General features: G+C 62.9%; 19 protein-coding genes and 1 tRNA gene. 8 read left to right on the top strand and 12 right to left on the bottom strand.

Going from position 1 to position 23,543, the window contains the following annotated elements; all coding sequences use genetic code 11:
- Positions 1 to 46: 46 nt before the first annotated feature.
- On the bottom strand, positions 47 to 994 hold the full coding sequence (locus D7241_RS10720; protein ID WP_408101510.1) for a methyltransferase: 948 nt from the start codon (positions 992 to 994) through the stop codon (positions 47 to 49).
- A gap of 28 nt (positions 995 to 1,022) precedes the next feature.
- Positions 1,023 to 2,474 carry an iron-containing redox enzyme family protein gene (locus D7241_RS10715; RefSeq protein ID WP_408101509.1) on the bottom strand — a complete coding sequence of 484 codons (1,452 nt, stop codon included), beginning with the start codon at positions 2,472 to 2,474 and terminating at the stop codon, positions 1,023 to 1,025.
- 190 nt (positions 2,475 to 2,664) lie between these two features.
- On the opposite strand from D7241_RS10715, the gene D7241_RS10710 reads away from it, so the two are divergent.
- Together D7241_RS10710 and D7241_RS10705 are read left to right on the top strand one after the other, a co-directional pair.
- Positions 2,665 to 2,883 carry a hypothetical protein gene (locus tag D7241_RS10710; protein WP_408101508.1) on the top strand — a complete coding sequence of 73 codons (219 nt, stop codon included), beginning with the start codon at positions 2,665 to 2,667 and terminating at the stop codon, positions 2,881 to 2,883.
- Between the two features lie 141 nt (positions 2,884 to 3,024).
- The gene (locus D7241_RS10705) at positions 3,025 to 3,720 is read left to right on the top strand and encodes a dienelactone hydrolase family protein (RefSeq protein WP_408101507.1); all 696 of its coding nucleotides are present in this window, start codon (positions 3,025 to 3,027) and stop codon (positions 3,718 to 3,720) included.
- A 13-nt stretch (positions 3,721 to 3,733) separates the two neighbouring features.
- Here D7241_RS10705 and D7241_RS10700 read toward each other — a convergent pair whose 3' ends face one another.
- Positions 3,734 to 4,939 carry a lactonase family protein gene (locus D7241_RS10700; RefSeq protein ID WP_408101506.1) on the bottom strand — a complete coding sequence of 402 codons (1,206 nt, stop codon included), beginning with the start codon at positions 4,937 to 4,939 and terminating at the stop codon, positions 3,734 to 3,736.
- A 147-nt stretch (positions 4,940 to 5,086) separates the two neighbouring features.
- Between D7241_RS10700 and D7241_RS10695 the strand changes: the two genes are divergently transcribed.
- The 4 genes from D7241_RS10695 to D7241_RS10680 all read left to right on the top strand — a co-directional run bounded on the left by D7241_RS10695 (position 5,087) and on the right by D7241_RS10680 (position 7,677).
- Positions 5,087 to 5,443, top strand: coding sequence for a YciI family protein (locus D7241_RS10695; RefSeq protein ID WP_408101505.1), 357 nt, complete (start codon positions 5,087 to 5,089; stop codon positions 5,441 to 5,443).
- Positions 5,444 to 5,508: 65 nt separating this feature from the next.
- Entirely contained in the window at positions 5,509 to 5,979 is a 471-nt protein-coding gene (locus D7241_RS10690) for a YybH family protein (RefSeq protein ID WP_408101504.1), read from the top strand.
- Positions 5,980 to 6,043: 64 nt separating this feature from the next.
- On the top strand, positions 6,044 to 6,400 hold the full coding sequence (locus D7241_RS10685) for a YciI family protein (protein WP_131649367.1): 357 nt from the start codon (positions 6,044 to 6,046) through the stop codon (positions 6,398 to 6,400).
- A gap of 17 nt (positions 6,401 to 6,417) precedes the next feature.
- Entirely contained in the window at positions 6,418 to 7,677 is a 1,260-nt protein-coding gene (locus D7241_RS10680) for an RNA polymerase sigma factor (protein WP_408101503.1), read from the top strand.
- 152 nt (positions 7,678 to 7,829) lie between these two features.
- On the opposite strand, the gene D7241_RS10675 is transcribed toward D7241_RS10680, so the two are convergent.
- Together D7241_RS10675 and D7241_RS10670 are read right to left on the bottom strand one after the other, a co-directional pair.
- Positions 7,830 to 9,188, bottom strand: a complete 1,359-nt coding sequence (locus D7241_RS10675; protein ID WP_408101502.1) for a sigma-54-dependent transcriptional regulator — start codon at positions 9,186 to 9,188, stop codon at positions 7,830 to 7,832.
- A gap of 28 nt (positions 9,189 to 9,216) precedes the next feature.
- Entirely contained in the window at positions 9,217 to 10,965 is a 1,749-nt protein-coding gene (locus D7241_RS10670; protein WP_408101501.1) for an ATP-binding protein, read from the bottom strand.
- A 376-nt stretch (positions 10,966 to 11,341) separates the two neighbouring features.
- Here D7241_RS10670 and D7241_RS10665 point away from each other — a divergent pair, with 376 nt between their 5' ends.
- Positions 11,342 to 12,829: a SulP family inorganic anion transporter gene (locus D7241_RS10665; protein WP_408101500.1), complete on the top strand. Its 1,488-nt coding sequence runs from the start codon at positions 11,342 to 11,344 to the stop codon at positions 12,827 to 12,829.
- 14 nt (positions 12,830 to 12,843) lie between these two features.
- Positions 12,844 to 13,695, top strand: coding sequence for a universal stress protein (locus tag D7241_RS10660; RefSeq protein WP_408101499.1), 852 nt, complete (start codon positions 12,844 to 12,846; stop codon positions 13,693 to 13,695).
- Positions 13,696 to 13,743: 48 nt separating this feature from the next.
- Here the strand turns inward: D7241_RS10660 and cfaB are convergent, their stop codons facing one another.
- The 7 genes from cfaB to uvrD all read right to left on the bottom strand — a co-directional run bounded on the left by cfaB (position 13,744) and on the right by uvrD (position 23,511).
- A complete protein-coding gene (gene cfaB / locus D7241_RS10655) occupies positions 13,744 to 14,925 on the bottom strand; it encodes a C17 cyclopropane fatty acid synthase CfaB (protein WP_408101498.1) in 1,182 nt (393 codons plus the stop codon).
- Between the two features lie 369 nt (positions 14,926 to 15,294).
- Positions 15,295 to 15,390, bottom strand: a tRNA-Sec gene (locus D7241_RS10650).
- A 51-nt stretch (positions 15,391 to 15,441) separates the two neighbouring features.
- Positions 15,442 to 17,358, bottom strand: a complete 1,917-nt coding sequence (gene selB, locus D7241_RS10645; protein ID WP_408101497.1) for a selenocysteine-specific translation elongation factor — start codon at positions 17,356 to 17,358, stop codon at positions 15,442 to 15,444.
- Positions 17,355 to 18,764 (bottom strand): L-seryl-tRNA(Sec) selenium transferase, encoded by a 1,410-nt coding sequence (selA, locus tag D7241_RS10640; RefSeq protein WP_408101496.1) that lies wholly within the window; start codon positions 18,762 to 18,764, stop codon positions 17,355 to 17,357. Before selA ends, selB begins: the two co-directional genes overlap by 4 nt.
- A 410-nt stretch (positions 18,765 to 19,174) precedes the next feature.
- The gene (locus tag D7241_RS10635) at positions 19,175 to 20,011 is read right to left on the bottom strand and encodes a Tim44 domain-containing protein (RefSeq protein WP_255979600.1); all 837 of its coding nucleotides are present in this window, start codon (positions 20,009 to 20,011) and stop codon (positions 19,175 to 19,177) included.
- 141 nt (positions 20,012 to 20,152) lie between these two features.
- Positions 20,153 to 21,262 carry a TRAP transporter substrate-binding protein gene (locus D7241_RS10630; protein WP_255979602.1) on the bottom strand — a complete coding sequence of 370 codons (1,110 nt, stop codon included), beginning with the start codon at positions 21,260 to 21,262 and terminating at the stop codon, positions 20,153 to 20,155.
- A 56-nt stretch (positions 21,263 to 21,318) separates the two neighbouring features.
- The gene (gene uvrD / locus D7241_RS10625; RefSeq protein ID WP_408101495.1) at positions 21,319 to 23,511 is read right to left on the bottom strand and encodes a DNA helicase II; all 2,193 of its coding nucleotides are present in this window, start codon (positions 23,509 to 23,511) and stop codon (positions 21,319 to 21,321) included.
- Positions 23,512 to 23,543: the final 32 nt, after the last annotated feature.

Here is a 23,543-nt window from a genome sequence, read left to right as displayed (position 1 = left end):
CGCGAAGCGTTTTCCACGCGGTGTCGGGTAACGCGCCGCACGCCACTCAATCCGCCGGCCGGGTCACTTCCAGCACCACGGCGGCGATGCGATCGCACTCGGTGTAAACGCCGTCGAGCAGCTCTTCGCCGAATACGTCCGGGTCGACTTCCCGATAGGTCCACTCCAGGCCGCGACCTTCGAGGCGCTGGCTGATTTCCCGAAGAAACGGGTCCCGATTGTCGACCATCGCCACGCCGGTATAGAGCAGCAGGGTGCCGCACGGAGCCAGGCGTTCCAGCGCACTGTCGAAGATCGCCAGCGACAGCCCCGCGCCCAGCGGCCCGCCGCCGTGGCGGTAGGCCCGCTCGCTGGGGTCGATCAGATAGGGCGGGTTGGCCAGGATCAGATCGAACTCGCCCTCGACATCCTTGAGCAGGTCGCTGTGCTTGGCGCGCAGATTGTCAGCGCCAGCCAGCGCCGCGTTGATGCGAGTCAGGCGTAGCGCCGAGGGGTTGATATCCACCGCCAGCACTTCGGCATGGGGTCGCGCCAGTGCGGTAAGAATCGCACCGGCGCCCGATCCGCAACCGATGTCCACCGCGCGACGGATGTTCCCAGGGTGATTGTTCAGATGCGCTTGGATGGCATTGGCGAAGCGGTAGGTGTCCGGGCCAAAAAACACCGAATCCGGCGAATCGGTGGGGTACGCCGAATGCATGAACAACTGGCCATCGAGGCTCGACAGCCGTACCCGGCTACGCCAGCGCGTGCCGCAGGGGGCGAGGACGCCGGCCTGGTCCATCAGACTAAAAACCGCTGGCGGCAGCAGCTCGTGCTGAAATGGCCGGCTCCAGCCAAAAACCCCGGCCATGTCGGTAGCGAGTTCGTTTTCGATCCGCTGATTGACCCGCTCGTGGGTAAGCGGCGTGGGGGTGATGAAATGATAGCCGCGCTCGCGCACTGCATGAGCCAGGTGCAGCAGTGCACGGTCCTGGGCGGTTTCGGTAGTCATGGTATTTCCCTGGCGAGGTATCGCCTTCTCAGTTGAACAGTCCAGTGAAAATGCGTGTTGCCAGCAGTCCCGCGGCGCTGTGGTGGCGAGTCGGTGCCAGCAGCGGCAATAGGTGGCGTATGCGCGCCTCGCGGGTCGGCAGCTGCGCCAATTGCTGCTCGAGCAGCTGGGTTTCCTGATCGAAGTCGCTGACTGGCTGGCCCTGCGGTTGTGCTAGCGCGGGCCGGGTTGGCTGCTCGGCGAGCGTACGGCGACGACCGCTGAACTGCGCCTGGCGCTGCGCCAGCACTGGATGCGGCTTGCCGTGAGTCGGCACTTGCTCTGCCAGCCAGTCGCCAGCGATCCAGTCGTGAATCAGCTGTTGCTCGTGCGCGCTGAATACTCCGAACATCGGTCCCTGTTCGCCGGTAATTAGCTGCCAAAAGCGGCTGTTCTGCGGATCTTCATGACGCTTGATCCAGTTGCGACGCTGCAGGTTGTCAAGAAATTGCGGAATCAGCTCCGGCTTCGCCAGCCATTGATTCACGGTGCGGCCGTCGAAGCGGCAATAGTCCGAATGCACGAACTGGCCGACCGCGGCCTTCTTTTCCAGTACCCGCAATACCTCTTGCTCGGGATCGAAGCCGGCGATCACCGAGAGGGTGCTGGCACCCAGATCATTCAGGCGATAACCGTTGATGACCCGTCGATAAAATTCCTCGCTGTCGCCGACCTGCGGCCAGGCGGCCATTAGCGCCTGAACGGCCTTCTTCGCATGGCCATTGTCAGCATTGTCGACGGTGACATGCAGCGTGAAGTAATAGGGGTCGATGCCCAGCTCGGTCAGCTCGTAGGACGAGATCAGCAGGTGCAGCGGCAGCTGTTCATAGCCCAGATTGAAGCCGATCACCTCGGGCAGGAATTGCTCGGCGTGTTCGGCCAGCGCCAGCTGAATCGCGCCCTGGACGAAATTCTCGTCATTGAGGTTCTGCCAGTCGTCGCAGCCTTGGCTGGCGAGCAGCTTGCGGTAGAGCACGACATGGTTCTTTTCCGGCTGACCTTCGCCGAGTTCTTCGAGATAAGTCTGGATCAGCGCGGTGAAGCGCGCATCATCCCAACGCTGCAAGAGGCCGTAGAGCCAGGCGCCATCGACCAGCTTGGTTGGCGCTACACCCTGTAGAAAGTGCAGCGCGTGGGCCTTGCTGGAAAAGTATCGGCGCGGCGCACCGGCGCGGCGCCCATCGAGATATGTCTGGTACTGGCCGCCGATTTTTGCGGTATGGCCGTCGAGCCATTCGCCGAGCCCGGCCGGGTCCTGCGGCAGGTCGCAGGGGCACGCAGACGCGGCTTCCAACTGGCTGTTGAGATAGTCCGCCGCACTGGCACGGACGGTCTCGCTGATCGGCGTATCGAGCAGGGCGAAATAGAGATTCCTGGAGGGCGCCGCTGTCTCGGGTGCAACGGGCAGGGCGTCTACGGGCAGGCTTCGAGTCAATTGCATAGGTTCACACGGCGGCAGTGAGGAAAACCCCCAGATGGTTTTTTGGCCGTACCTGGCCGGTATAAGTTCAGCGTTTCTGCCGAATGGCCGGTCATCCGTGAGGCGATCCTGGGTGCAACTTCTGCGTCTGGTGGTCTTCCTACCTTGAGGGGCACCGAAGGTGCCCGATGACCAATCAGAAGGAGGCTCCATGAACCCATCGGAGCGCGGCAAAGAAAATCTCGACACGATTAAAGGCCGTCACGACGAGAGCGGCGATCGCGCCAGCGGTACCAGCAACGGTGAAGTCGCCGGCGGTGATCGCAACGATGTGCCGGGCGGTGCCTACAACGTGCCGTCGGGCATGGCTGACGAGGTCAGCGAAGAAGACGCGCTGAAGCAGCGCCGGCAGCAGAAGCCCGAGCGCTAGCGCATCACGGGGCGGGCGGTGCTCCGCTCCGTGGTTCTGAAATCTTTCCTCTGCTCTAATCAAGAGCGCAATCTTGATCGCCTGCTGCCTTTACGCGGCATCGCTAGCAGTCGGCAACCCCGCAAACCAACGGAGACGAGCATGACTTCACAGTGGATCGACATCCCCGCGCAGGACGGCAACACGTTCAAGGGCTATCTGGCTCTGCCGCCGGCCGGACACGGCCCCGGCATCGTCCTGATTCAGGAAATCTTCGGCGTCAACGACCACATCCAGGCTGTGGCCGACCAGTACGCACTGGATGGCTACGTGGTGCTGGCACCGGACCTGTTCTGGCGCAGCGAGCCAGGCGTCAAGCTCGGCTACGGCGGCGACGACTGGGAGCGCGCGTTTTCCCTGATGCAGGCTCTGGACTTCGACCTGGCCATCGACGACCTGCGTCGCACTGCCGACATCCTGCGCGGACGCGATGACTGCAATGGGCGCGTAGCCTCGGTGGGCTACTGCATGGGCGGCGTTCTGTCGTTCCTCAGTGCGGCCAATGCCGCCGTCGATGCCGCGGTCTGCTACTACCCCGGCAGCATCGAGAAGCGCCTGGATCAGGCCGAGCGAATTACCTGCCCGACGCTGTTCCATTTCGCCGAAGAGGATGAGCATATCGACAGCGATGCGGTCGCCGCCGTGCAGAAAAAAATGGCCCAAGTCGGCCAGGCGCAGATCGAGACCTACCCAGGCGTCGACCACGGCTTCAACTGCTGGGCGCGGCCCATGTACAACCAGCCCGCCGCAGCGCTGGCGCATGGTCGCTCATTGATCTTTCTGGCCAGCGTTCTCTGAGCGATAGCGCCGGTCACCGGCCGGCGCGATCGATGAACTTGACGTCCGAAGGCCGCCCGATTGGTAGCGTTTGCAGCGTGTCGCCGAGCAGGCCGGAGTCCGGGTCACGTTGCAGCACTACCAACTGATCGCTCTTCTGATTGGCGATGATCATGAAGCGCCCGCTTGGGTCGATGGCGAATTCCCGTGGCTCGCGGCCTTCGCTGGCGCGCTGCTGGATCTCGCGCAGGCTGCCGTTTTCTTCGATGGCATACACGATGATGCGGTTCGTCTCGGCGCGATCGCTGACATAGAGGAAACGCCCGTCGGGCGAGAGGTGAACGGCGCCCGGCGAATGCGCAGCGATGTCGCCGCCCTCGGCCAAGTCGACCAGCTGTCGCTGGACAAGGCTGCCGTCGACATGATCGAACCGTGCGACCTGGGCACTGAGTTCCAAGGTTGCGTAGGCCTGGCTGCCGTCCGGGCTGAAGGTCAGATGTCGCGGACCGCTGCCGTCCGGCAGGCTGATAAACGCGGGGGCTGCTGGGCTTAATGGTCGTTCGGCTTTGGCTGGGTCGTAGCGGTAGACGAAAATCTTGTCCGCGCCCAGATCGCTGACGAACAGCCTCTTTCCATTCGGCGACAGCACCGCCGAATGGACGTGCGCCGATTGCTGGCGTTCCGGGTGCTTCTCGCTGGCCTTGTGTGTGGCGATTTGGGTTACTGGCAAGAGGGTGCCGTCCTTTGCCGTGGGCATCACCGCCAGGCTGCCGCCGGGATTGGCGTTCGAACCGTAGTTGGAAACGAACAGGTAGCGCCCGTCGCGGCTCTGGCTCAGGTGCGTGGGCTCGTCGCCGACGGTGATCTGCTGGGCCAGCGGCGACAGTTGCCCGCTGGCCGGCGCCATGATGAAAGCGCTCACACGCCCCACCGGATCGGGCTGCTCCGGGCCGTTCTCGTTCGCTGCGTAAAGCCGGTTGCGGTTCAGGTCCAGCGTCAGCCAGGACGGGTTTTGGGTGCGCACTACTTGCAAGGGTTGGGGCTCGATATAGCCGCGCTCGGCATCGAACTGCATCCGGTAGATCCCTTCGCTGCCGCCCTCGCTGGTGTAGCTGCCGATCAGTAACTGATGCATGGGTGCCGCTGCTCCCGATGTGCTGAATGCCAGAAATGCCGCGGCAAGGCCGAGGCGACCATGATGTAGCAGATGAAATAGCAGACCGCGCGGTGGACCGGCCATGGCTCGCTCCTGTCTCGCTGGGTGAGTTTGTTTAAGCCCTGGACTGGCTTTGAGCACCGCATATGAAAAAAGATTTGTCGGTGCTGTCGATTTTTCGTTTTCCGCTTCGACCATTGGGTAACAGCAACCGCCGTCGAGGACGCAGTGATGCGTTATCTGTGCCTGGTCTACCTGGATGAGAATGCCCTGGCGGGTTTGCTGCCTGGCGCGCAGGCCGCGCTGGACGCCGAATGCCGCGATTATCGTGAGCGCCTGCAGCGCAGCGGCCAGCTGATCATTGGCGAAGCGCTGCAACCGGTTCTGAGTACCACCACGCTGCGGCTGGAAGGCGGCCGTCTTTCCTTGCGCGACGGGCCGGTGCTCGACAGTTGCGAGCAGCCCGCAGCCTTCTACCTGCTCGAAGCCCTCGACCTCAACGACGCCATCCGGCTGGCTTCGCGCATTCCTCCCGGGCGGCTGGGCTGCGTTGAGGTGCGTGCCTTGCATCCTCGGGCACCGCCCTGACCCGTCTGCCTTCCCCCGACCTGTCAGTTAACAACCAAAAGCCTATCAACCAAGAGATAACTCGCATGAACAACGCAACTGAAAACCAGACCAGCGAAACCCGTATCCGCGAACTCACCAATGAGTGGGAGCGCGCGATCGGGACCAAGGACCTGGATCGCATCATGTCCCACTACGCAGCCGACGTGCTGGCCTTCGATGCCGTCGGCCCGCTGCAGTTCAAGGGCGCCGAGGCCTACCGTCAGCATTGGCAGAAGTGCTTCGACTTCTGTCAGGGCGAGGGCTATTTCGAGATCAGCGAGCTGAACATCCACGCCAGCGGAGACCTGGCCTATAGTCATTTCCTGAGCCATTGCGGCGGCACCAACGAGAAGGGTGAAATGCAGTCCGGCTGGATGCGCGGCAGCCGTTGCTGGCGTCGGCAGGGCAGCGACTGGAAGGTTGCCCATGAGCACTTCTCGATGCCGTTCGACATGGTCAGCGGCCAGGTCGACTTCGGAATCGAGCCCGAGCCCCAGACCGGCGCAGTTGGCTGATCTTGACCTTCGTCCGTATCACGGCTGCCAGGGCGGCAGCCGGCGAGCATCACTGGAGACTGAAATGAAATATCTGTGCCTGGTCTATTACGACGAGCAGCGCGTGGATTCGATGACCGACGAGCAGTGGGCCGCGTTGGTTGAGCAATGCATAGCCAATGGCGAACGCCTGCAGGAGAGCGGGCACTTCATCGCCGGCGAGCCGCTGCAATCGGTGCGTACCGCCAAGACGGTGCGCGTCCGCGAGGGCGCGGTTTCGGTGGTCGATGGCCCGTTCGCCGAAACCCGCGAGCAACTGGCCGGTTTTTACCTGCTGGAAGCGCAGGACCTGGATGAGGCGCTGCGCCTGGCCGCGAAGATCCCACCGGCACAACTGGGCAGCATCGAGGTCCGCCCGTTGCGCCAGCTGCCTGACCGTTGAGCGGCCGAGACAGGCCATTGATCGTCACACCGGGTGGTGGCGAACCGACCAAGACAGATATCGAGGCCATCTACCGCAACGAGTCGCGGCGGGTGCTGGCGACCCTGATCCGTCTGCTGGGCGACTTCGATCTGGCCGAAGAGGCGCTGCAGGATGCGTTTATTGCTGCGGTGCAGCAGTGGCCGCGCGACGGGTTGCCGGCTAACCCGCGGGCCTGGCTGGTATCCGTCGGACGTTTCAAGGCCATCGATGGCCTGCGTCGACGGGCGCGGTTCAATGCCTCGCTGAACCTGCTGGCCGATCAGTTGGATGAAAACGACGAGCCGGACTGGGAGCGCGAAGATCTGGAAGATGACCGGCTAAGGCTGATCTTCACTTGCTGCCACCCGGCGTTGCCGGCCGATGCCCAGGTGGCGCTGACCTTGCGCGAGGTCTGCGACCTGAAGACCGAGGAAATCGCCCGCGCCTTTCTCGCCTCGCCAAGCACCATTGCCCAGCGCATCGTCCGCGCCAAACAGAAGATTCGCGATGCGGCGATTCCTTATCGCGTGCCCGCTCGCGATGAGCTGCCAGCGCGGCTGGATAACGTGCTGCGGGTGATCTATCTGGTATTCAACGAGGGCTACTCGGCATCCAGCGGCGCCGAGCTGACCCGCGCCGATCTCAGCGCCGAAGCGATCCGGCTGGGGCGGCTGTTGCTTGAACTGCTGCCGGACCCGGAGCTGATGGGATTGCTGTCGCTGATGCTGCTGCACGACTCGCGCCGCGCCGCGCGAACCGATGGCACGGGTGAACTGGTGCGCCTTGACGAGCAGGACCGCAGCCTCTGGGATCAGACCCAGATCGCCGAAGGCTCGGCGCTGGTGCAGCGCGCGCTGGCATCGCGACGTATTGGTCCCTACATCCTGCAAGCTGCCATCGTCGCCGTGCATGCCGAGGCGCCCAGCGCCGCGCAGACCGATTGGGCGCAGATCGTCGGGCTGTACGACGTGCTGTTGCGGGTCAGCCCGTCGCCGGTGATCGAGCTGAATCGCGCCGTGGCCGTGGCCATGCGCGACGGTCCTGACGTCGGGCTTTTGCTGGTCGAAAGCTTGTTGGCGCGTGGTGAGTTGCAGGATTACCACCTGCTGCACTCGGCCCGTGCCGATTTCTGCCGCCGCCTGGGCCGTATCGACGACGCTCGCAGCGCCTACCGAATCGCCTTGCAACTGACGCGGCTGGAGCCGGAACGGCGTTTTCTGCAACAGCGGCTGGATGAGCTGGACGGGATCGATTGAGGGAGCGGAACGCCGCCGGACCCACTCACAAGATACAAATCTCCGATCCGCGTAGGGTGGGCTTCAGCCCACCGTGTCGTTATCCGAGGCGGTATAGGACGCGTTCGTGAGCGAGCTCGCTCCTACAGTGAAACGTGCATTTCACGGCGTCTTTAACTGTCGCTGCTACCTGCCGGTAGGTAATCGTTGCGACTCAATCCGTGGCGCTGCATCTTTTCGTTGAGCGTGCGGCGCGGTAGCTGTAGCTGGTTCATCACCTCGGCGATGTTGCCTTTGTGTTGCTGCAGCGCGTTGTGAAGGCATTGCGCCTCGAAGGCTTCCATCTGCTCGGCCAGCGAAGTACCGGACACCGCAGTGGCTGCGGTGCTCTTAGAAGGCGGCGGCGTCAGGCCCAGCGCATGGCGCTCGGCGGCATTGATCAGTTCGCGCACGTTGCCCGGCCAGTCATGACTCAGCAGCTGCGCCAGTTCGCCGGGGCTGGCTGGTGGCGCCTCGCGCCCATGCCGTTGCGCCGCCTGGGTGGAGAAGTGCTCGAATAATAGCGGGATGTCCTCACGGCGCTCGCGCAGTGGAGGAATGCGCAGTTCGGCGACGTTCAGGCGATACAGCAAATCCTCGCGGAAGCGCCCGCCGCGTACTTCTTCCAGCAGGTCGGGCTTGGCCGCGCTGATCACGCGCAGATCCACCTCGATGCTGCGGTTGGAGCCGAGCCGCTCGAGGGACTTTTCCTGCAACACGCGCAACAGTTTGACCTGCTGCGCCAAGGGCATGCTTTCGATTTCGTCGAGAAACAGCGTGCCACCGGCGGCATGCTCGATGCGGCCGATGCGTTTGCCCTGGGCGCCGGTAAAAGCGCCGCTTTCGTGGCCGAACAGCTCGCTCTCGAAGATGGTTTCGGGGATGGCCGCGCAATTCAGTGCAACGAAAGAATGGCTCGCTCGCGGGCTGAAATCGTGAAGGCAGCGCGCAACCTGCTCCTTACCGCTGCCAGTATCGCCGCGGATCAGCACGTTGACGTCCGTGCCGGCCAGCTCCAGCACCTGGCGTCTGAGATTTTCCATGACTCGCGAGACGCCCAGTAGCATCGATTCGATGCGCCCCTTGCGGGTGAACTGTTCACGCAATTGGCGGTTTTCGCAGACCAGCCGGCGCTTGTCCTGGGCGCGGCGTACGCTGTCGAGCAGGCGCTCCGGGGTGAAGGGCTTCTCGATGAAATCATAGGCACCCTGACGCAGCGCCTGCACAGCCATCGGTACGTCGCCGTGACCGGTGACCATGATCACCGGCAGCTCGGGGTCCAGTGCCACCAGCCGCTCCAGCAAGCCAAGGCCGTCGAGGTCGGGCATGCGCACGTCGCTGATCAGCACGCCGGGGAAGTCCCGATCGACCAAACGCAGTGCCTCATGCGCGCTGGCACAGGTTCGCACGGCGAAGCCGGACAGCTCCAGCCATTGCTGCACCGCCTGGCGTATCGCCGCCTCGTCGTCGATGAAAATCACCTGACCGCTCATATTCACTCCTTTCCTGCAGACACCCAGTCTACTCGGCTGCTGGCAGTTTCAGTTCGAACACCGCGCCAAGCGCATCGTTGTGCGCCTCCAGGCTGCCGCCCAGATCGCGGACGATCCCGTAAGAAACCGCCAGTCCGAGCCCGAGGCCCTGGCCGACCGGCTTGGTGGTGAAGAAGGGCTCGAAGACCTGATCAAGATGCTCACTGGCGATGCCGCCGCCGCTGTCGGCGACGCTCAGCGTCCAGCCCTCACGATCACGACGGCACTCGATACGCAGTTGCCGCACCTCGGTGTCGAGCATGGCATCAAGGGCGTTGGTCAGCAGATTGATCAGCACCTGTTCCAGGCGAATGGCGTCGCCGCTGACCCAAGCATCGGCCGGGACCTGGCGCAGCACCTCGACGCTATCGTTGCGAATGCGCGGAGCAAGTAGCTGCAGCGCCTGTTCCAGCACATCGGCCAGACTCAAACGCTGACGTAACCCGGCGGGACTCTTACGGGCGAATGTTTTCAAATGGCTGGTCAGTGCCGCCATGCGTTCGAGCAGGCCCTCGACCTGGCCGAGTCCTTCGCGCACGGCGTCGGTGCGGCCGTTATCGAGCAGCAGGCGCTGGCTCGCCAGCTGCATGCGCAGGGCGGTCAGCGGCTGGTTGATCTCGTGGGCGAGGGCGGCGGACATCTGCCCCAGCGCCGCCATGCGCGCGGCGTGCACCAATTCGTCCTGAGCCGTACTCAGCTCGCGGGTGCGGACTTCCACCAGACGTTCCAGCTCGCTGCGGCTACGTTGCTCGACCCGGCGGGTCATGCGGCGTTGGGCCAGGTAGAGCAGCAGGAAGGCGAGGGTCATCCAGACGCCGGCGGCGGCCAGGCGATAGCTACGCACATTGGCGGCAATCAATTGCGGCTCCTGCAACAGGTGCAGTGTCCACTTTTCCTCCGGTAGTTCCAGGCGCTGCCAGAGGTAGTTTCGACGGCCGTCCGGACCGTCCACCTGGCGCCGTTCGCTATTCTCGGCGATGCGCTGCAGGCTCCTGCTCGGCAGCGGCTGCAGGGTCTGCTCGGCATAGCGTCGCGCGGCGACCAGCCGGCTGCGCACCTCGTCGCTGAGCGGGCGCAGATAGCGGAAACGCCAGACGGGGCGGTTAGCCAGGATGACGATGTCCAGCGAATCGGAAATCAGCAAGATGCCCGACTGCCCGACCCACTCGCGCTGCATGTCCTCCAATTCGAGCTTGACCACCAGTACCCCGATCACGTTGCCGGCAGCGTCCTTCACCGAGCTGGAAAGAAAATAGCCGGGGATGCCGGTGGTCACGCCGACGGCAAAGTAGCGCCCCGAGTCGTTTGCCAGTGCATCGAGAAAATACGGACGGAATGCGTAGTTATTGCCTACGAAGCTGGTCCAGTCACGCCAATTGCTCGCGGCGAGGGTGTCACCGTTGCGGTCGAGTAGGTACAGGACGGAAGAACCAGCCGCCTGATTCTGCTGCTCCAGGCGCTGATTGAGCTGGTCACGCAGGGATTGGTCGCCGGGATCGGTCAGCAGGCGCTGGATATCGCTGTCCAGTGCCAGCAAGGCCGGTACCGAACGGAACCGTTCGACCTGGGTATGGATGGCCTGGGCGTACAGTTCCAGCTGGCCGCGCGCCTCCTGGCTGCGCTCATCCCAGGCGCGCTGTTCGGCGATGCGCCCGGCCCAGTACATGCTAAGCAGCAGGCCAGCGAGGATCAGCAGGACGATCAGGGCGACGCGGTGGCGGTTGTAGAAGGCAGGCATGGCGGGCTCGCTGCGAGGATTTTGCATGGTAAGCCAAAGTGCTTGAACGGTGGCTTTCCGCGTCGGTTATCTGCACTCGGGCAGGGTGGGTCGCGGCGACGGGCTGGTTTCGGTATCCTTACCGCCCCTTTCGGTGCCGGTTGGCATCGAAGCGTGCAAATGAGCGATTGTTTCCATGACCTGGCTGCCTAGTCCGCCATAGCGCAACACCCCCTCGCTTGATCGCGACCGCCTGTCATGGGTGCGGTCGTATTCTGCTGTGCGCCGCGCCTCATGCGTGTGAATTGCACTCATACTCGAACTTGAAAACTGGTCTCGTTTCAGCCTGCTTACCGCATCCCGGTCCGGCGGCGGCGCCTTTGCTCTGGATATTCCGATGCTCCACTCGATCAAGCAAAACTGGTTCTGCAACATTCGTGGCGACGTGCTCGCCGGACTTGTCGTCGCCCTCGCGCTGATTCCGGAGGCGATCGCCTTTTCCATCATTGCTGGCGTCGATCCGCGGGTCGGTCTTTATGCGTCCTTCTGTATCGCCGTGGTGATCGCCTTCGTCGGCGGCCGCCCGGGCATGATTTCGGCGGCGACTGGCGCCATGGCGCTGCTGATGGTGACGCTGGTGCGCGATCATGGCCTGCAGTATTTGATGGCAGCGACCCTGCTCTGCGGCGTGCTGCAGATCGGTGCCGGCTATCTGCGCCTCGGCTTGCTGATGCGCTTCGTCTCGCGCTCGGTGGTCACCGGCTTCGTCAACGCGCTGGCGATCCTGATTTTCATGGCGCAGCTGCCGGAACTGACGAACGTCACCTGGCATGTCTATGCGATGACCGCGGTCGGCCTGGGCATCATTTACCTGTTCCCCTATGTGCCGAAGATCGGCCGGGTGATCCCGTCACCGCTGGTCTGCATCCTGAGCTTGACCGCAGTGGCCATCTACCTGGGGCTCGACGTCCGTACCGTGGGCGACATGGGTGACCTGCCCGACACGCTACCGATCTTCCTTTGGCCGGAAGTACCGCTGACCTTCGAAACTCTGACGATTATTTTCCCGTATTCCGCCGCGCTAGCCGTGGTCGGCCTGCTGGAATCGCTGATGACGGCCACCATCGTCGACGACCTGACCGATACCGGCAGCGACAAGAACCGCGAGTGCAAGGGCCAGGGCGTCGCCAACATCGCTTCCGGCCTGTTCGGCGGCATGGCCGGATGCGCAATGATCGGCCAGTCGGTGATCAACGTGAAATCCGGTGGGCGCACTCGCCTGTCGACACTGATCGCCGGCTCGGTGTTGCTGCTGCTGGTGGTTTTCCTCAGCGACTGGGTCAGCCAGATCCCTATGGCGGCCTTGGTCGCGGTAATGATCATGGTCTCGATCGGCACCTTCAGCTGGGATTCGCTGCGCAATCTCAGGCACTACCCGCTATCGACCAACATCGTCATGGTGGTCACCGTGGTGGTGGTGGTCTTCACCCATAACCTGGCCTACGGTGTATTGGCGGGCGTGCTGCTGGCGGCGCTGTTCTTCGCCAACAAGGTCGGCCACTACCTGCATATCGACTCGGGGCTGGATGCCGAAGGTAACGAGCGCACCTACAAGGTGGTCGGGCAGGTGTTTTTCAGTTCGTCGGACAAGTTCACCGCAGCGTTCGATTTCAAGGAGGCGCTCGGCAAGGTCACCATCGATCTGTCCCGCGCGCACTTCTGGGACATCACCGCCGTGTCCGCGCTGGACAAAGTGGTGCTCAAGTTCCGCCGCGAAGGTACTGAGGTGGATGTGCTGGGTCTCAATGAAGCCAGCACCACCATCGTTGATCGCTTCGGTGTGCACGGCAAGCCCGACGCCATCGATACGCTCATGGATCACTGACTAGGAGAACGATGATGAAGCAGGTATTGGCGTGTATCGATGGTTCCCCGCAAGCCGCTGCGGTGTGTGATTGCGCCGCCTGGGCCAGTCTGCAACTGAAAGCACCGCTGACGTTGCTGCATGTACTCGATCAGCAACAGTACCCGGCAACTGGCAATCTCAGCGGCATTATCGGACTGGGCAGCCGCGAATACCTGCTCGAAGAGCTCGCTGCACTAGATGCAAAGCGCAGCAAGCTGGCGCTCGAAGAGGGGCGGATGATGCTCGACGCGGCGAAGCAGCGCGTCATTGATGCTGGCGTGGCACAGCCAGAAGTGCGCCAGCGCCATGGCGATCTAGTGGAAAGCCTGCATGATTTGGAAGGTGATACCCGGCTACTGGTGATCGGCAAGCAGGGCGAGGACAGCGGTACCGACATGCAGCTGATAGGTAGCCAATTGGAAAGCGTCATCCGCACGTTGCACCGGCCGATACTGGTCACGCCGGCTCGTTTCAGCGTGCCGACCAGCGTGATGCTTGCCTTCGACGGCAGCGCAACCACCTTTAAGGGCGTCGAAGTGCTTGCGGCCAGCCCGTTGTTCAAGGGCATTCCGATTCACTTGGTAATGGTGGGCGCGGACACCAGCGATAGTCGCGCGCCGCTGGAGTCCGCGCGTGACGCGCTGACTGCAGCTGGCTTCGAGGTGCATATCGCAATTCGAGCCGGTGAAGTCGAGCCGACACTGCATGCTTACCAGGCCGAGCACGCTATCGACCTGCTGGTAATGGGCGCTTACGGTCATTCGCGGATTCGGCAGTTTTTCGTCGGCAGCACCACGACCAGCATGATCCGCTCGACCACCACGCCGTTGCTTCTGCTGCGCTGAAACGCGGCGCTCCGTCTGACAGGGCTCCGGCACCCTCGCTGAACTCGGCTAGCGGTAGATATCGGCCCGCGACCATGGCAATTCATGGGAGCCATCCGGCAGCGGTTTGCTTGCCAGGATCTGGTGCAGGTTGATCCAGTTGCGGCGAAAGCCATAAGCACAGCCGGCCAGATAGACCCGCCAGATACGTAGCGCGCGCTCCGGGACCATCCGCTGGGCCTCGGCCAAGTTCGCCTCCAACCGTTCGCTCCAAAATTGCAGGGTGCGCGCGTAATGCAGCCGCAGACTTTCCACGTCGACGATCTCTAGCCCCGATTCGCTGATACAAGCGCCGATCTCCATCAGGTGCGGTAACTCACCGTGGGGGAAGACGTAGTGGTCGATGAACTCGCCCGCGCCATGTGCTACAGGCCGGCCGTCAGTGTGTCGCGAAGTGATGCCGTGATTGAGCACCAGCCCGCCCGGACGCACCACCTCCGACAACTGTCTGCAGTAAAGCGGCATGTTGGCGTGACCGACGTGCTCGAACATGCCGACGCTGACGACCTTGTCGAACTGACCGTTCTTGGGTAGATCGCGGTAATCCATCAGCTCCAGCTGAACTTGACCTTCCAGCCCCTCGGCAATGACGCGTTCGCCCCCCAGCTTCAGCTGCTCACGGCTGAGCGTGATGCCGAGCACCTCGGCGCCGAATTCGCGGGCGGCAAATCGCGCCAGCCCACCCCAGCCGCAGCCGACATCCAGCAGACGGTCGCCGGGTTTGAGGCGCAATTTGCGGCACAGGTGGCGCAGCTTGGCCTGCTGGGCCTGGTCGAGATCTTCCGTTCCGGTTTCAAAGTAACCGCAGGAGTAGACCATGTCGCGGTCGAGCCAGAGCTGGTAGAAATCGTTGGACAGATCGTAGTGGTAGGAAATGGCCTCGGCATCGGTGGCCTTGTCGTGGGCCTCGCGTGCCGGCAACGCCGAATGTTCGTCACCCAGCGCGCGGCTGAGTTCATCCCCGATGCGGATGACTTCTTCAAGCGGGCCGTGCAAATCGACCTTGCCCTCGACATAGGCACCGCCGAGCAGGTCAAGACTTGGATGTGCCAGTTGCGGAACCAGATTCGGATCCTTGATGACCAGCGTTACGCTGGGATCGGGTCCGATATCCATCTCGGTGCCGTCCCACAAGCGCAGGCGCAACGGCAATTCCAATTTTCGCAGGGACGGAAGCAGAGTTGCCAACATGCTCGATCTCCTATTAACGCGTGCTGGTTAGGCTAGACCAAGAATTTGTATCTGTAGGTGTCCGAATGATTGGTTTTCTTTATCAGGTGTATAGCGGCGAGCCATCCACAGAGCATTGAGCCGTCACTGATAGGCGTCGTTACGTTGCAAGCTGCGTCGGTTCGCGGTTCGGTCGATGCCGATTAATTCGAATTTGCATGAACGGAGCGCTCGCGGATGAAGCAAAAGCCAGTGATTCCGAAGCGCTAGCCAGCAAGGATATTGATAGGCTACGCGCACGACCTAGAACAAGAAGCCGACAAGGCCGCGCTTGGTTTATTGATGCGCTGGAGCATGCCTATAAGTAGCCTGGGGCTTGCAGAAGGGAAATGGCGGAAGGCAGTGGGAGTCGAACCCACCCAGGAACGGCTGCCGTCCCCAACCGGGTTTGAAGCCCGGCCGCACCACCGGGTGCGATTGCCTTCCAGATGTCTTCCGAACGGGTTGAATGTCTAGCCAGAAGATATCGTTAGCGGCCTACCTGAACTCAGCCTCCAAGGCCAGGGCGCTGTCCGGCCGGATCTTGCGCTCGTTGCCGAAGCGCCGGGTAAGGCCGATGCGGTCAAAGTGTTCCAATAATTGAATGCTGCGCTTGCGTCCGAGCTGAATCTGATCGCGGAACGCGGCGGCACGGATTACTCCAGATTGCTGTTCCATCAGCAGTATCTGATCGGCCAGCTGGCGGATGGTCGAGTTGGGATAGAACAGGTCTTTGACGACTTGCTGCAGGGCTCCGATGCGCGCCAGCTTGCGCATCAGATTGCGTACCTGGTCTTCGGCGATCTCCAGATCCCGCGCCAGATCACGCACCCAGGGTGGATCGAAACGGCCTGAACTGAGCAGCGGCCACAACCGGGCCTTCAATGCCTCTTCGTCGTCACTCAGCCGTACCCGGTGCCCGGGTAGGTGCAGCCAGGGGCCGCTGGCTTCCACCGTGCCGGCCGCCAGCGTCTGTTCCAGCAGGGCGATGAAAACCGGCCGCTCCAGCTGAGGCAGGGCGTAGCGGCGCAGGCGATCGCGATCCGGGCCGAGCTCATCCGGTTGCTCTTCATGGAAGCGCTGCAGTGCGGCTACCAGACTTTGCTCCAGATAATCCCAGACGCCACGGTCGAACAGTCGTGGGCCTAGCCGGGTGGCGACTTCCAGCGCCTCGTCCGGCAGGCGCCAGGTCTGCCGCGGGCGGTTGAACTGCCGCGCCAGCAGCGCCGGCTCCAGGCCGTTGATGGCGCTCGGCAGTAGAGCAGGAAGAATGTCTTCGAGCGTATCGCCGCCTAGTGCCCGCAGCTGAGCCAGGCGCGCCTGGCGGTGCCGATTGCGGGGCGGAGCGAAGGGATCGAGCACCCGACCGCCGCCCAGCGTGCGCTGAGCGGACTGGTCACGCAGGATCACGCGATCGCCGTGCACGGCGTGGGCTGGCGCGTTGAGCAACAACTGCGCATGCACATGCCCGCCGGGTGCCAGGCATTCGCCTTCCAACAAGGCGATGCGGCCGGTGACGTCCTGCGCGCCCAGATGGATATGAACGGGCGTCCAGTGCCGCAGCTCGCGAGCCTCGCTGGGCAACAGGGTGAACTCGATATCTATGCGCCGGGTCGAGGCTTGCAGAGCGGGTTCCACCAGCCAGTCGCCGCGGCTGATCTGCGCCACCGCCAAGCGCTCGCCGGCGAGGTTCAGGGCAACTCGCTGGCCCGCGCGCGCCGCTTGGGCCTCCCGATTTTGCGCATGTAAGCCGCGCACTCGAACGCTACGTCCGGTGGGGCTCAGGGTCAGTTCATCGCCAACTCGCACCTGGCCGGCGAAAGCGGTTCCGGTGACTACCACGCCGGAGCCGGTCACGCTGAATGCCCGGTCGATAGCCAGGCGGAAATAACCGTCTTCGCGGCGCTTTTGCTCACCTGCCGTCTGCTCGATCAACGCGGCGCGAAGCACCTCGATACCTTCACCAGTCATGCTCGACACTGGGAATATCGGCGCGCCGGCTAGCGATCCGGGTACCAGTAGCGCTTCGATTTGCTGACGAACCTCATCTACACGCGCGGGCTCGACTCGGTCGATCTTGGTCAGCGCTACCAGCGCGCGGCGAATGCCCAGCAGCTCGACAATCGCCAGGTGCTCGCGGGTCTGTGGCATCACGCCGTCGTCCGCGGCGATGACCAGCAATACGCAATCGATGCCGCAGGCGCCGGCGAGCATGTTGTGCACAAAACGCTCATGGCCGGGCACGTCGATAAAACCGGTGAGATCGCGCTCGCCGATCGAGGCATAGAGGTAGCCGAGGTCGATAGTGATGCCACGCAGGCGCTCCTCGCGGCGGCGATCGCCGTCCTGCCCGGTCAGGGCCTTGAGCAGCGCGGTTTTGCCATGATCGATATGGCCGGCGGTGCCAATTATCATGTCGCCAGCTCCCGTTGCAGGTGCGGCAGCTGTTCGAGGAATGCCGGCTCGTCGTCCAGCTGGCGCAGATCGAGCCAGAGGGCATCATCCGCTACGCGCCCGAGAATCGGGATCGGCAGGCCGCGCAGTGCTTCTTCAAGGTTGCGCAAGCTACGGCCGCGCAGCCGCTTGGGCTGTTGCGGACGAATACACAACGCGGCGCTAGGTAGCCGGGCCACCGGCTGCGCGCCGCTGCCGATCATGCCCAGCGCGTCGGTAACGGCGACCTGCCAGGTTTCATCAAGCACGGCAGCCAGCGCCGGCGCGATCCGCGCGGCCTGCTGTCGGATTTCGCTCTGCGGGCGGCTGAGCAGGCGCAGGCTGGTCAGGCGTTCGCCGAGACGGTCGGGATCACGATAGAGATTGAGCACCGCTTCCAGCGCCGCCAGGGTCAGTTTATCTACCCGCAGGGCGCGCTTGAGTGGGTTCTTCTTGATCTTCTGGATCAGTTCGCGGCGACCAACAATCAGCCCTGCCTGTGGTCCACCGAGCAGCTTGTCGCCACTGAAGGTGACGATGTCGGCGCCGTCGCGCAGCGCGTCCTGCACGGTGGGTTCCTTGGGCAGGCCCCACTGCGACAGGTCAACGAGACTGCCGCTGCCCAGGTCTTCGAGCAGTGGCAGATCGTGGCTATGAGCAATGGCTGCAAGTTCGGCGGTGGCGACGCTGGCGGTAAAGCCCTGCACGCTGTAATTGCTCGTATGCACGCGCATCAGCAAGCCGCTGCGCGGGCCGATGGCGGCTTCGTAATCCTTGGCGTGGGTGCGATTGGTAGTGCCCACCTCATGCAGCTTCACGCTGGCGCGCGCCATGATGTCCGGGATACGAAAAGCGCCCCCGATCTCGATCAATTCACCGCGAGAAATGATGCCTTCCTTGCGTGCACCGAGGCTATTGAGCGCCAGCAACACGGCGGCGGCGTTGTTGTTGACCACGGTAACGGCTTCGGCGCCGGTCAGCTCGCGGATCAAGCCTTCGATCAGATCGTCGCGATCGCCGCGTTTGCCCGTGGCGAGGTCGAATTCCAGATTCATTGGATAGCGCGCCGCCAGAGTGATTGCGTCGATGGCCTCGTCTGGCAGCAGCGCACGGCCGAGGTTGGTATGCAGCACGGTGCCTGTCAGGTTGAACACGCGGCGCACGCGGCTGCGGTGCTGGTTGGCTAGTCGTTCTCCCGCGCGGCCGGCAAGTACCGCTTCGGACAGCTCCAGTGCAGCCAGCTGCCCGTGCCGCGCAGGTTCACGCAGCTCGTCGAGCAGATCGCGCAGGGTGCCGAGCAAGGCTTCGCGGCCGTAGCGCTGATGCAAGGGCTCGCAAGCGGGTGCGCGCAACAAACGATCGATCGAGGGCAGGCGAACGCTGCTCATGATTGGCGAACCGGCTGGAGATTCGGTGCGGAGATGGCGGTGGGAGCACGGGTTGTACCGCCGGCGCTGGGCCCTGTTGCAAGGTTGCCTGACACGCAGGACTCCGTTCTTTTTAGTATTTCGCGAGCAGCATGAGACGCTTAATTCTCCACAGGGTTCAGCTCTGACTGCCAACAAGTCGAAGGCTTCGCCCGAAGGAGAGCGTCCAACATCATCCGCTGAAACGCCCATACAGCCGGGCCGCGGCCAAGGCGGATACTGACTCAGGGCCTCCCCCATGGGACGTTCCAAAGGGCCCTTCTAAGCAACGACTTGTCCTCCGACTAACGCGGGCATCGTCATTCAATCGTTCTTCTGTCGAAAAAGAAAAACCCGGGCAAGCCCGGGTTTTTAGGTTACCTCTGCGCGTGTCAGGCGTTTTGACGGATTCCCGCCACCAGCCATGGCTGGTTTTCGCCTTGGGCTCGCTCCATGCGCCAGCTTTCGCTGAAGGGCTCGCCCTGATCGAAGCGCGAATTCTTCGACACGCCGACGAAGGTCAGGGTGGCGATGGTCTTCTCGGCCTGATCATCCACGCCATCGAGCTGGATCTGCAGATCATCGATGTAGGTGGACTGGTAGGCGTCGCCAATCTCGGCACGCTCACGCTTGAGGAACTCGAACAGCTGCGGCGTGACGAACTCAGCGATCTTGTCCATTTCGTTGGCGTCCCAGTGCTGCTGCAGGGACATGAAATGCTCGCGCGCAGCGCCAACGAAACTCTGTTCATTGAACCAGGCGGGCGCATTGATCACTGGAGCCGTAGCTGCCGGAGCGGCGCTGCCGCCGAAGATCGACTGCTGCTTTGGCATTTCACGCTGCATCGGCGCATGTCCTGCAACGGCCGGCTGCTGCTGACGGCGGCGTGCGGCGAGGAAGCGGAACAGTAGAAAGGCGATCAGGCCGAAAATCAGGATATCCATGAACTGGATGCCCTCGAAGCCATCGCCCATGAACATGGAAGCGAGCAAACCACCGGCGGCGAGACCGGCCAGCGGGCCGAGCCAGCGCGAGGCGCCGCTGGCGGCGGCCGGAGTCTGACGGCCAGCCTGATTCGGCGCAGCCTGGGTCTGTTGTGGCGCCTGACGGGTCTGATGGCTGGGCGCCGAGCCGAAGCTCTTGCCGCCGCCGAAGCGCTTGGCGTTGGCGTCGAGACTGAGAGTCAGGCCGATACACAGCGCCATGAAGATGCTAAGCACACGTTGCATTTGGTAGTCCCGGTTTGGATGAAAAATACGGTGTGATGTTGCACGGCCCGATCCGCGCGCGCCAGCTGCAGAGTGTTTCCGGCTTTTGCTTCGTTGCGCTTGCCGGCAAAGGGCCGGCAAGCTTCGGGAGGGTCCCCTGGCTCAGCGCCAGTTGTACAGCTCTTTCTCTGAGATCTCATGCATCGGTTTGACCTGGGCCTGGAACGCTTTCATCGAGGCCCAAATGCGGCCATTCAGCTCGCTCTGTGCAGCCAGTTCGCCGAGTACTACATCGGACTGCTCGTGCATGGCGGCCAGCACCTCATCGGGGAAACGCCTCAGCTGGGTGCCTTGCTGCTTGAGCTGATCGAGCGCCATGGCGTTGTTGTAGACGTAGTCGTCGATCATGTCGCGGCTGGCGGCGAGGGCGGCTTCGGTGAGGATCGCGCGCAGATCGTCCGGCAGGCTGTCGAGGGCCTTCTGATTGACCAGAAGTTCCAGCACGGCTTGGGGCTCCTGCCAGCCGGGGTAGTAGTAATACTTCGCTGCCTTGTGCAGGCCGAAGGCGAGATCGTTGTACGGGCTGACCCAGTCGGTAGCATCGATCGCACCGGTCTGCAGCGCAGTGAAGACCTCGCCACCCGGCATGTTGACGGTCGTTGCACCGAGCCGACTCAGCACTTCGCCACCCAGGCCGGGCGTGCGGATCTTCAAGCCTTGAAGGTCCTGCAGCGAGTTGATCTCCTTGTTGAACCAGCCGCCCATTTGCATGCCGGTGTTGCCCACAACCATGGGTTTGACGCCGTAGGGGGCGTAGGCTTCGTCCCAGAATTTCTGCCCGTCGCCGCGGGTCAGCCAGGCGTTCATTTCGCTGGTCGACAGCCCGAACGGAACTGATGTGAAGAACTGTGCCGTGGGGACCTTGCCTTTCCAGTAGTACGCCGCGCCGTGGCCGAGTTCGGCCGTACCGCGAGAGACGGCGTCGAACACCTCCAGCGCCGGCACCAGCTCACCGGCGGCATAAACCTTGATGGTCAGCCGGCCGTCACTCATGGCGCTGACGCGGTCGGCCAGGCGCTGGGCGGCTGTGCCCAGGCCCGGATAGTTCTTCGGCCAGGCGGTGACCATCTTCCAGTCGTAGGTCTTGGGTGCTTCGCTGGCTGCGGCCTTCGGCTCAGCGGTGGGTTCGACTTTCTTCTCGTCGTTGCAGCCTGCGAGGCTGAGCGATGCAAGCAGGGCAGCGGCGGCACCAAACAAGTGACGGCGTTTCATGAGTGGCTATTTCCTTTGGCGAATTTTATTAGTATCGATACAGGTTGACGTATACGTCATAGCGCTTCGAGTTTGGCATAACTGAGCATCAACCACTTGCTTCCTTCGTCCTCGAAGTTCACCTGCACACGGGCTTGAGCACCGGAGCCCTCGAAATTGAGGATGGTGCCCTCACCGAACAGTGAATGGCGGACGCGCTGACCGAGGTTGAACGGCGTTTCCGGCACGTTGGCGCCGTCGAATATCGAGCCGCCGCCCATACCGCGGCTGTTGAAGCTGCGACTGACGGTGTTGCTCAGGCGCACTTCGCTGACCAGCGCCGGCGGCAGTTCGCGAACGAAGCGAGAGATCTTGTTGTAGGTCTCGGTGCCGTACAACCGCCGGGTCTCAGCGTAGGTGATGATCAGCTGTTGCATGGCGCGAGTGATGCCGACGTAGGCCAGGCGGCGTTCTTCCTCGAGACGGCCGGATTCTTCCAGGCTCATCTTGTGCGGGAACAGGCCTTCTTCCATGCCGACCAGGAATACCAGCGGAAACTCCAGACCCTTCGCACTGTGCAGCGTCATCAGCTGCACGCTGTCTTCGTGATCGCCGGCCTGCTGCTCGCCAGCCTCCAGCGAGGCGTGGTCGAGGAAGGCGGCCAGTGGCGTCTGCTCGTCTTCTTCGCCTTCGCTGTAGTTGTCGAAGGCGCGTGCGGCGGAGACCAGTTCCTCGAGGTTTTCTACCCTTGCCTGGGCTTTTTCGCCCTTCTCGTCGCGGTGATAGGCGAGCAGCCCGGATTGCTCGATGACCAGCTGCGCCATGTTGTGCAATTGCATGCCTTCGACTTTCAACGCCAGGGTGTCGATCAGCTCGACGAAGGCGTTCAGCGCACTGGCCGCGCGGCCAGAAACCACCTTGGTACCGACTGCCTGATGCAGCGCCGCCCACATTGAAGTTTCCTGCTGGCGTGCCAGCTGACGCAGGCATTCCACGGTCTTCTCTCCGATGCCGCGCGCGGGCACGTTGATCACCCGCTCCAGCGCCGCGTCGTTGTCGCGAGTCTGGATCAGGCGCAGGTACGCCATGGCGTTCTTGATCTCGGCGCGCTCGAAGAAGCGTTGGCCGCCGTAGATACGATAGGGAATCCGCTCGCGTAGCAGCGCTTCTTCCAGCACCCGCGACTGGGCGTTGGAGCGGTAGAGAATGGCGATCTCGCTGCGTGCGAGGCCTTCTTTCTTGATCGCGCTCTCGATGCTTTCGACGACGTAGCGTGCTTCGTCGTGTTCGTTAAATGCGGCATAGAGACTGATCGGCTCGCCCTCGCAGCCCTCAGTCCAGAGTTCCTTGCCGAGGCGGCCCTGGTTGTTGGCGATCAGGGCGTTGGCGGCCTTGAGGATGCAGGCGGTGGAGCGGTAGTTCTGTTCCAGGCGGATGGTTTCGGCGTCGCGGAAGTCTTCGCTGAACTGGTGCAGGTTTTCGATACGCGCGCCGCGCCAGCCGTAGATCGACTGGTCGTCGTCACCCACTACCATCAGGCTTTCGCCGCCCTTGGCGAGGAATCGCAGCCAGGCGTATTGCACGGCGTTGGTGTCCTGGAACTCGTCGACCAGAATGTGGCGGAAGCGTCGCTGGTAGTGATCGAGCAGGCCTGGGTTGTCGCGCCACAAATCCAGCGCGCGCAGCAGCAGCTCGGAAAAGTCGATCACGCCGGCACGCGCACAGGCAGCCTCGTAGGCTTCATAGATGCTCAGCATGGTAGCCAGAAACAGATCGCCGCTGGCCTGGATATGCCGTGGACGCAGGCCCTCGTCCTTCTGCCCGTTGATCCACCATTGGGCCTGGCGCGCCGGCCAGCGCTGCTCGTCGAGGCCCAGTTCGCGGATTACCCGCTTGACCAGCCGTTGTTGGTCGTCGGAGTCGAGGATCTGAAAATTCTGCGCCAGCTTGGCTTCCTGCCAATGCGCGCGAAGCAGGCGGTGCGCCAGGCCGTGGAAGGTGCCGACCCACATGCCCTGCGGGTTGACCTGCATCAGCTGTTCGATACGCTGGCGCATCTCAGCGGCGGCCTTGTTGGTGAAGGTCACCGACAGAATCGAATGCAGCGAGGCGCGTTCCACCTGGTGTAGCCAGGCGATGCGGTGCACCAGCACGCGGGTTTTGCCCGAGCCGGCACCGGCAAGCACAAGTTGGCGACCCAGCGGCGCGGCCACGGCCTGGCGCTGAGCGTCGTTGAGAGAATTCAGGAGGAGGGAGAGATCGTCATGCATGAGCGCTATTCTATCCGCAAACCCGAGTGGCT

This window comes from Stutzerimonas sp. VN223-3, assembly GCF_045999685.1.
GTDB classification, from domain to species: domain Bacteria; phylum Pseudomonadota; class Gammaproteobacteria; order Pseudomonadales; family Pseudomonadaceae; genus Stutzerimonas; species Stutzerimonas stutzeri_AR.
The sequence above is the reverse complement of the archived record's forward strand: the minus strand, read 5'-3'. Positions and strand labels throughout refer to the sequence as shown.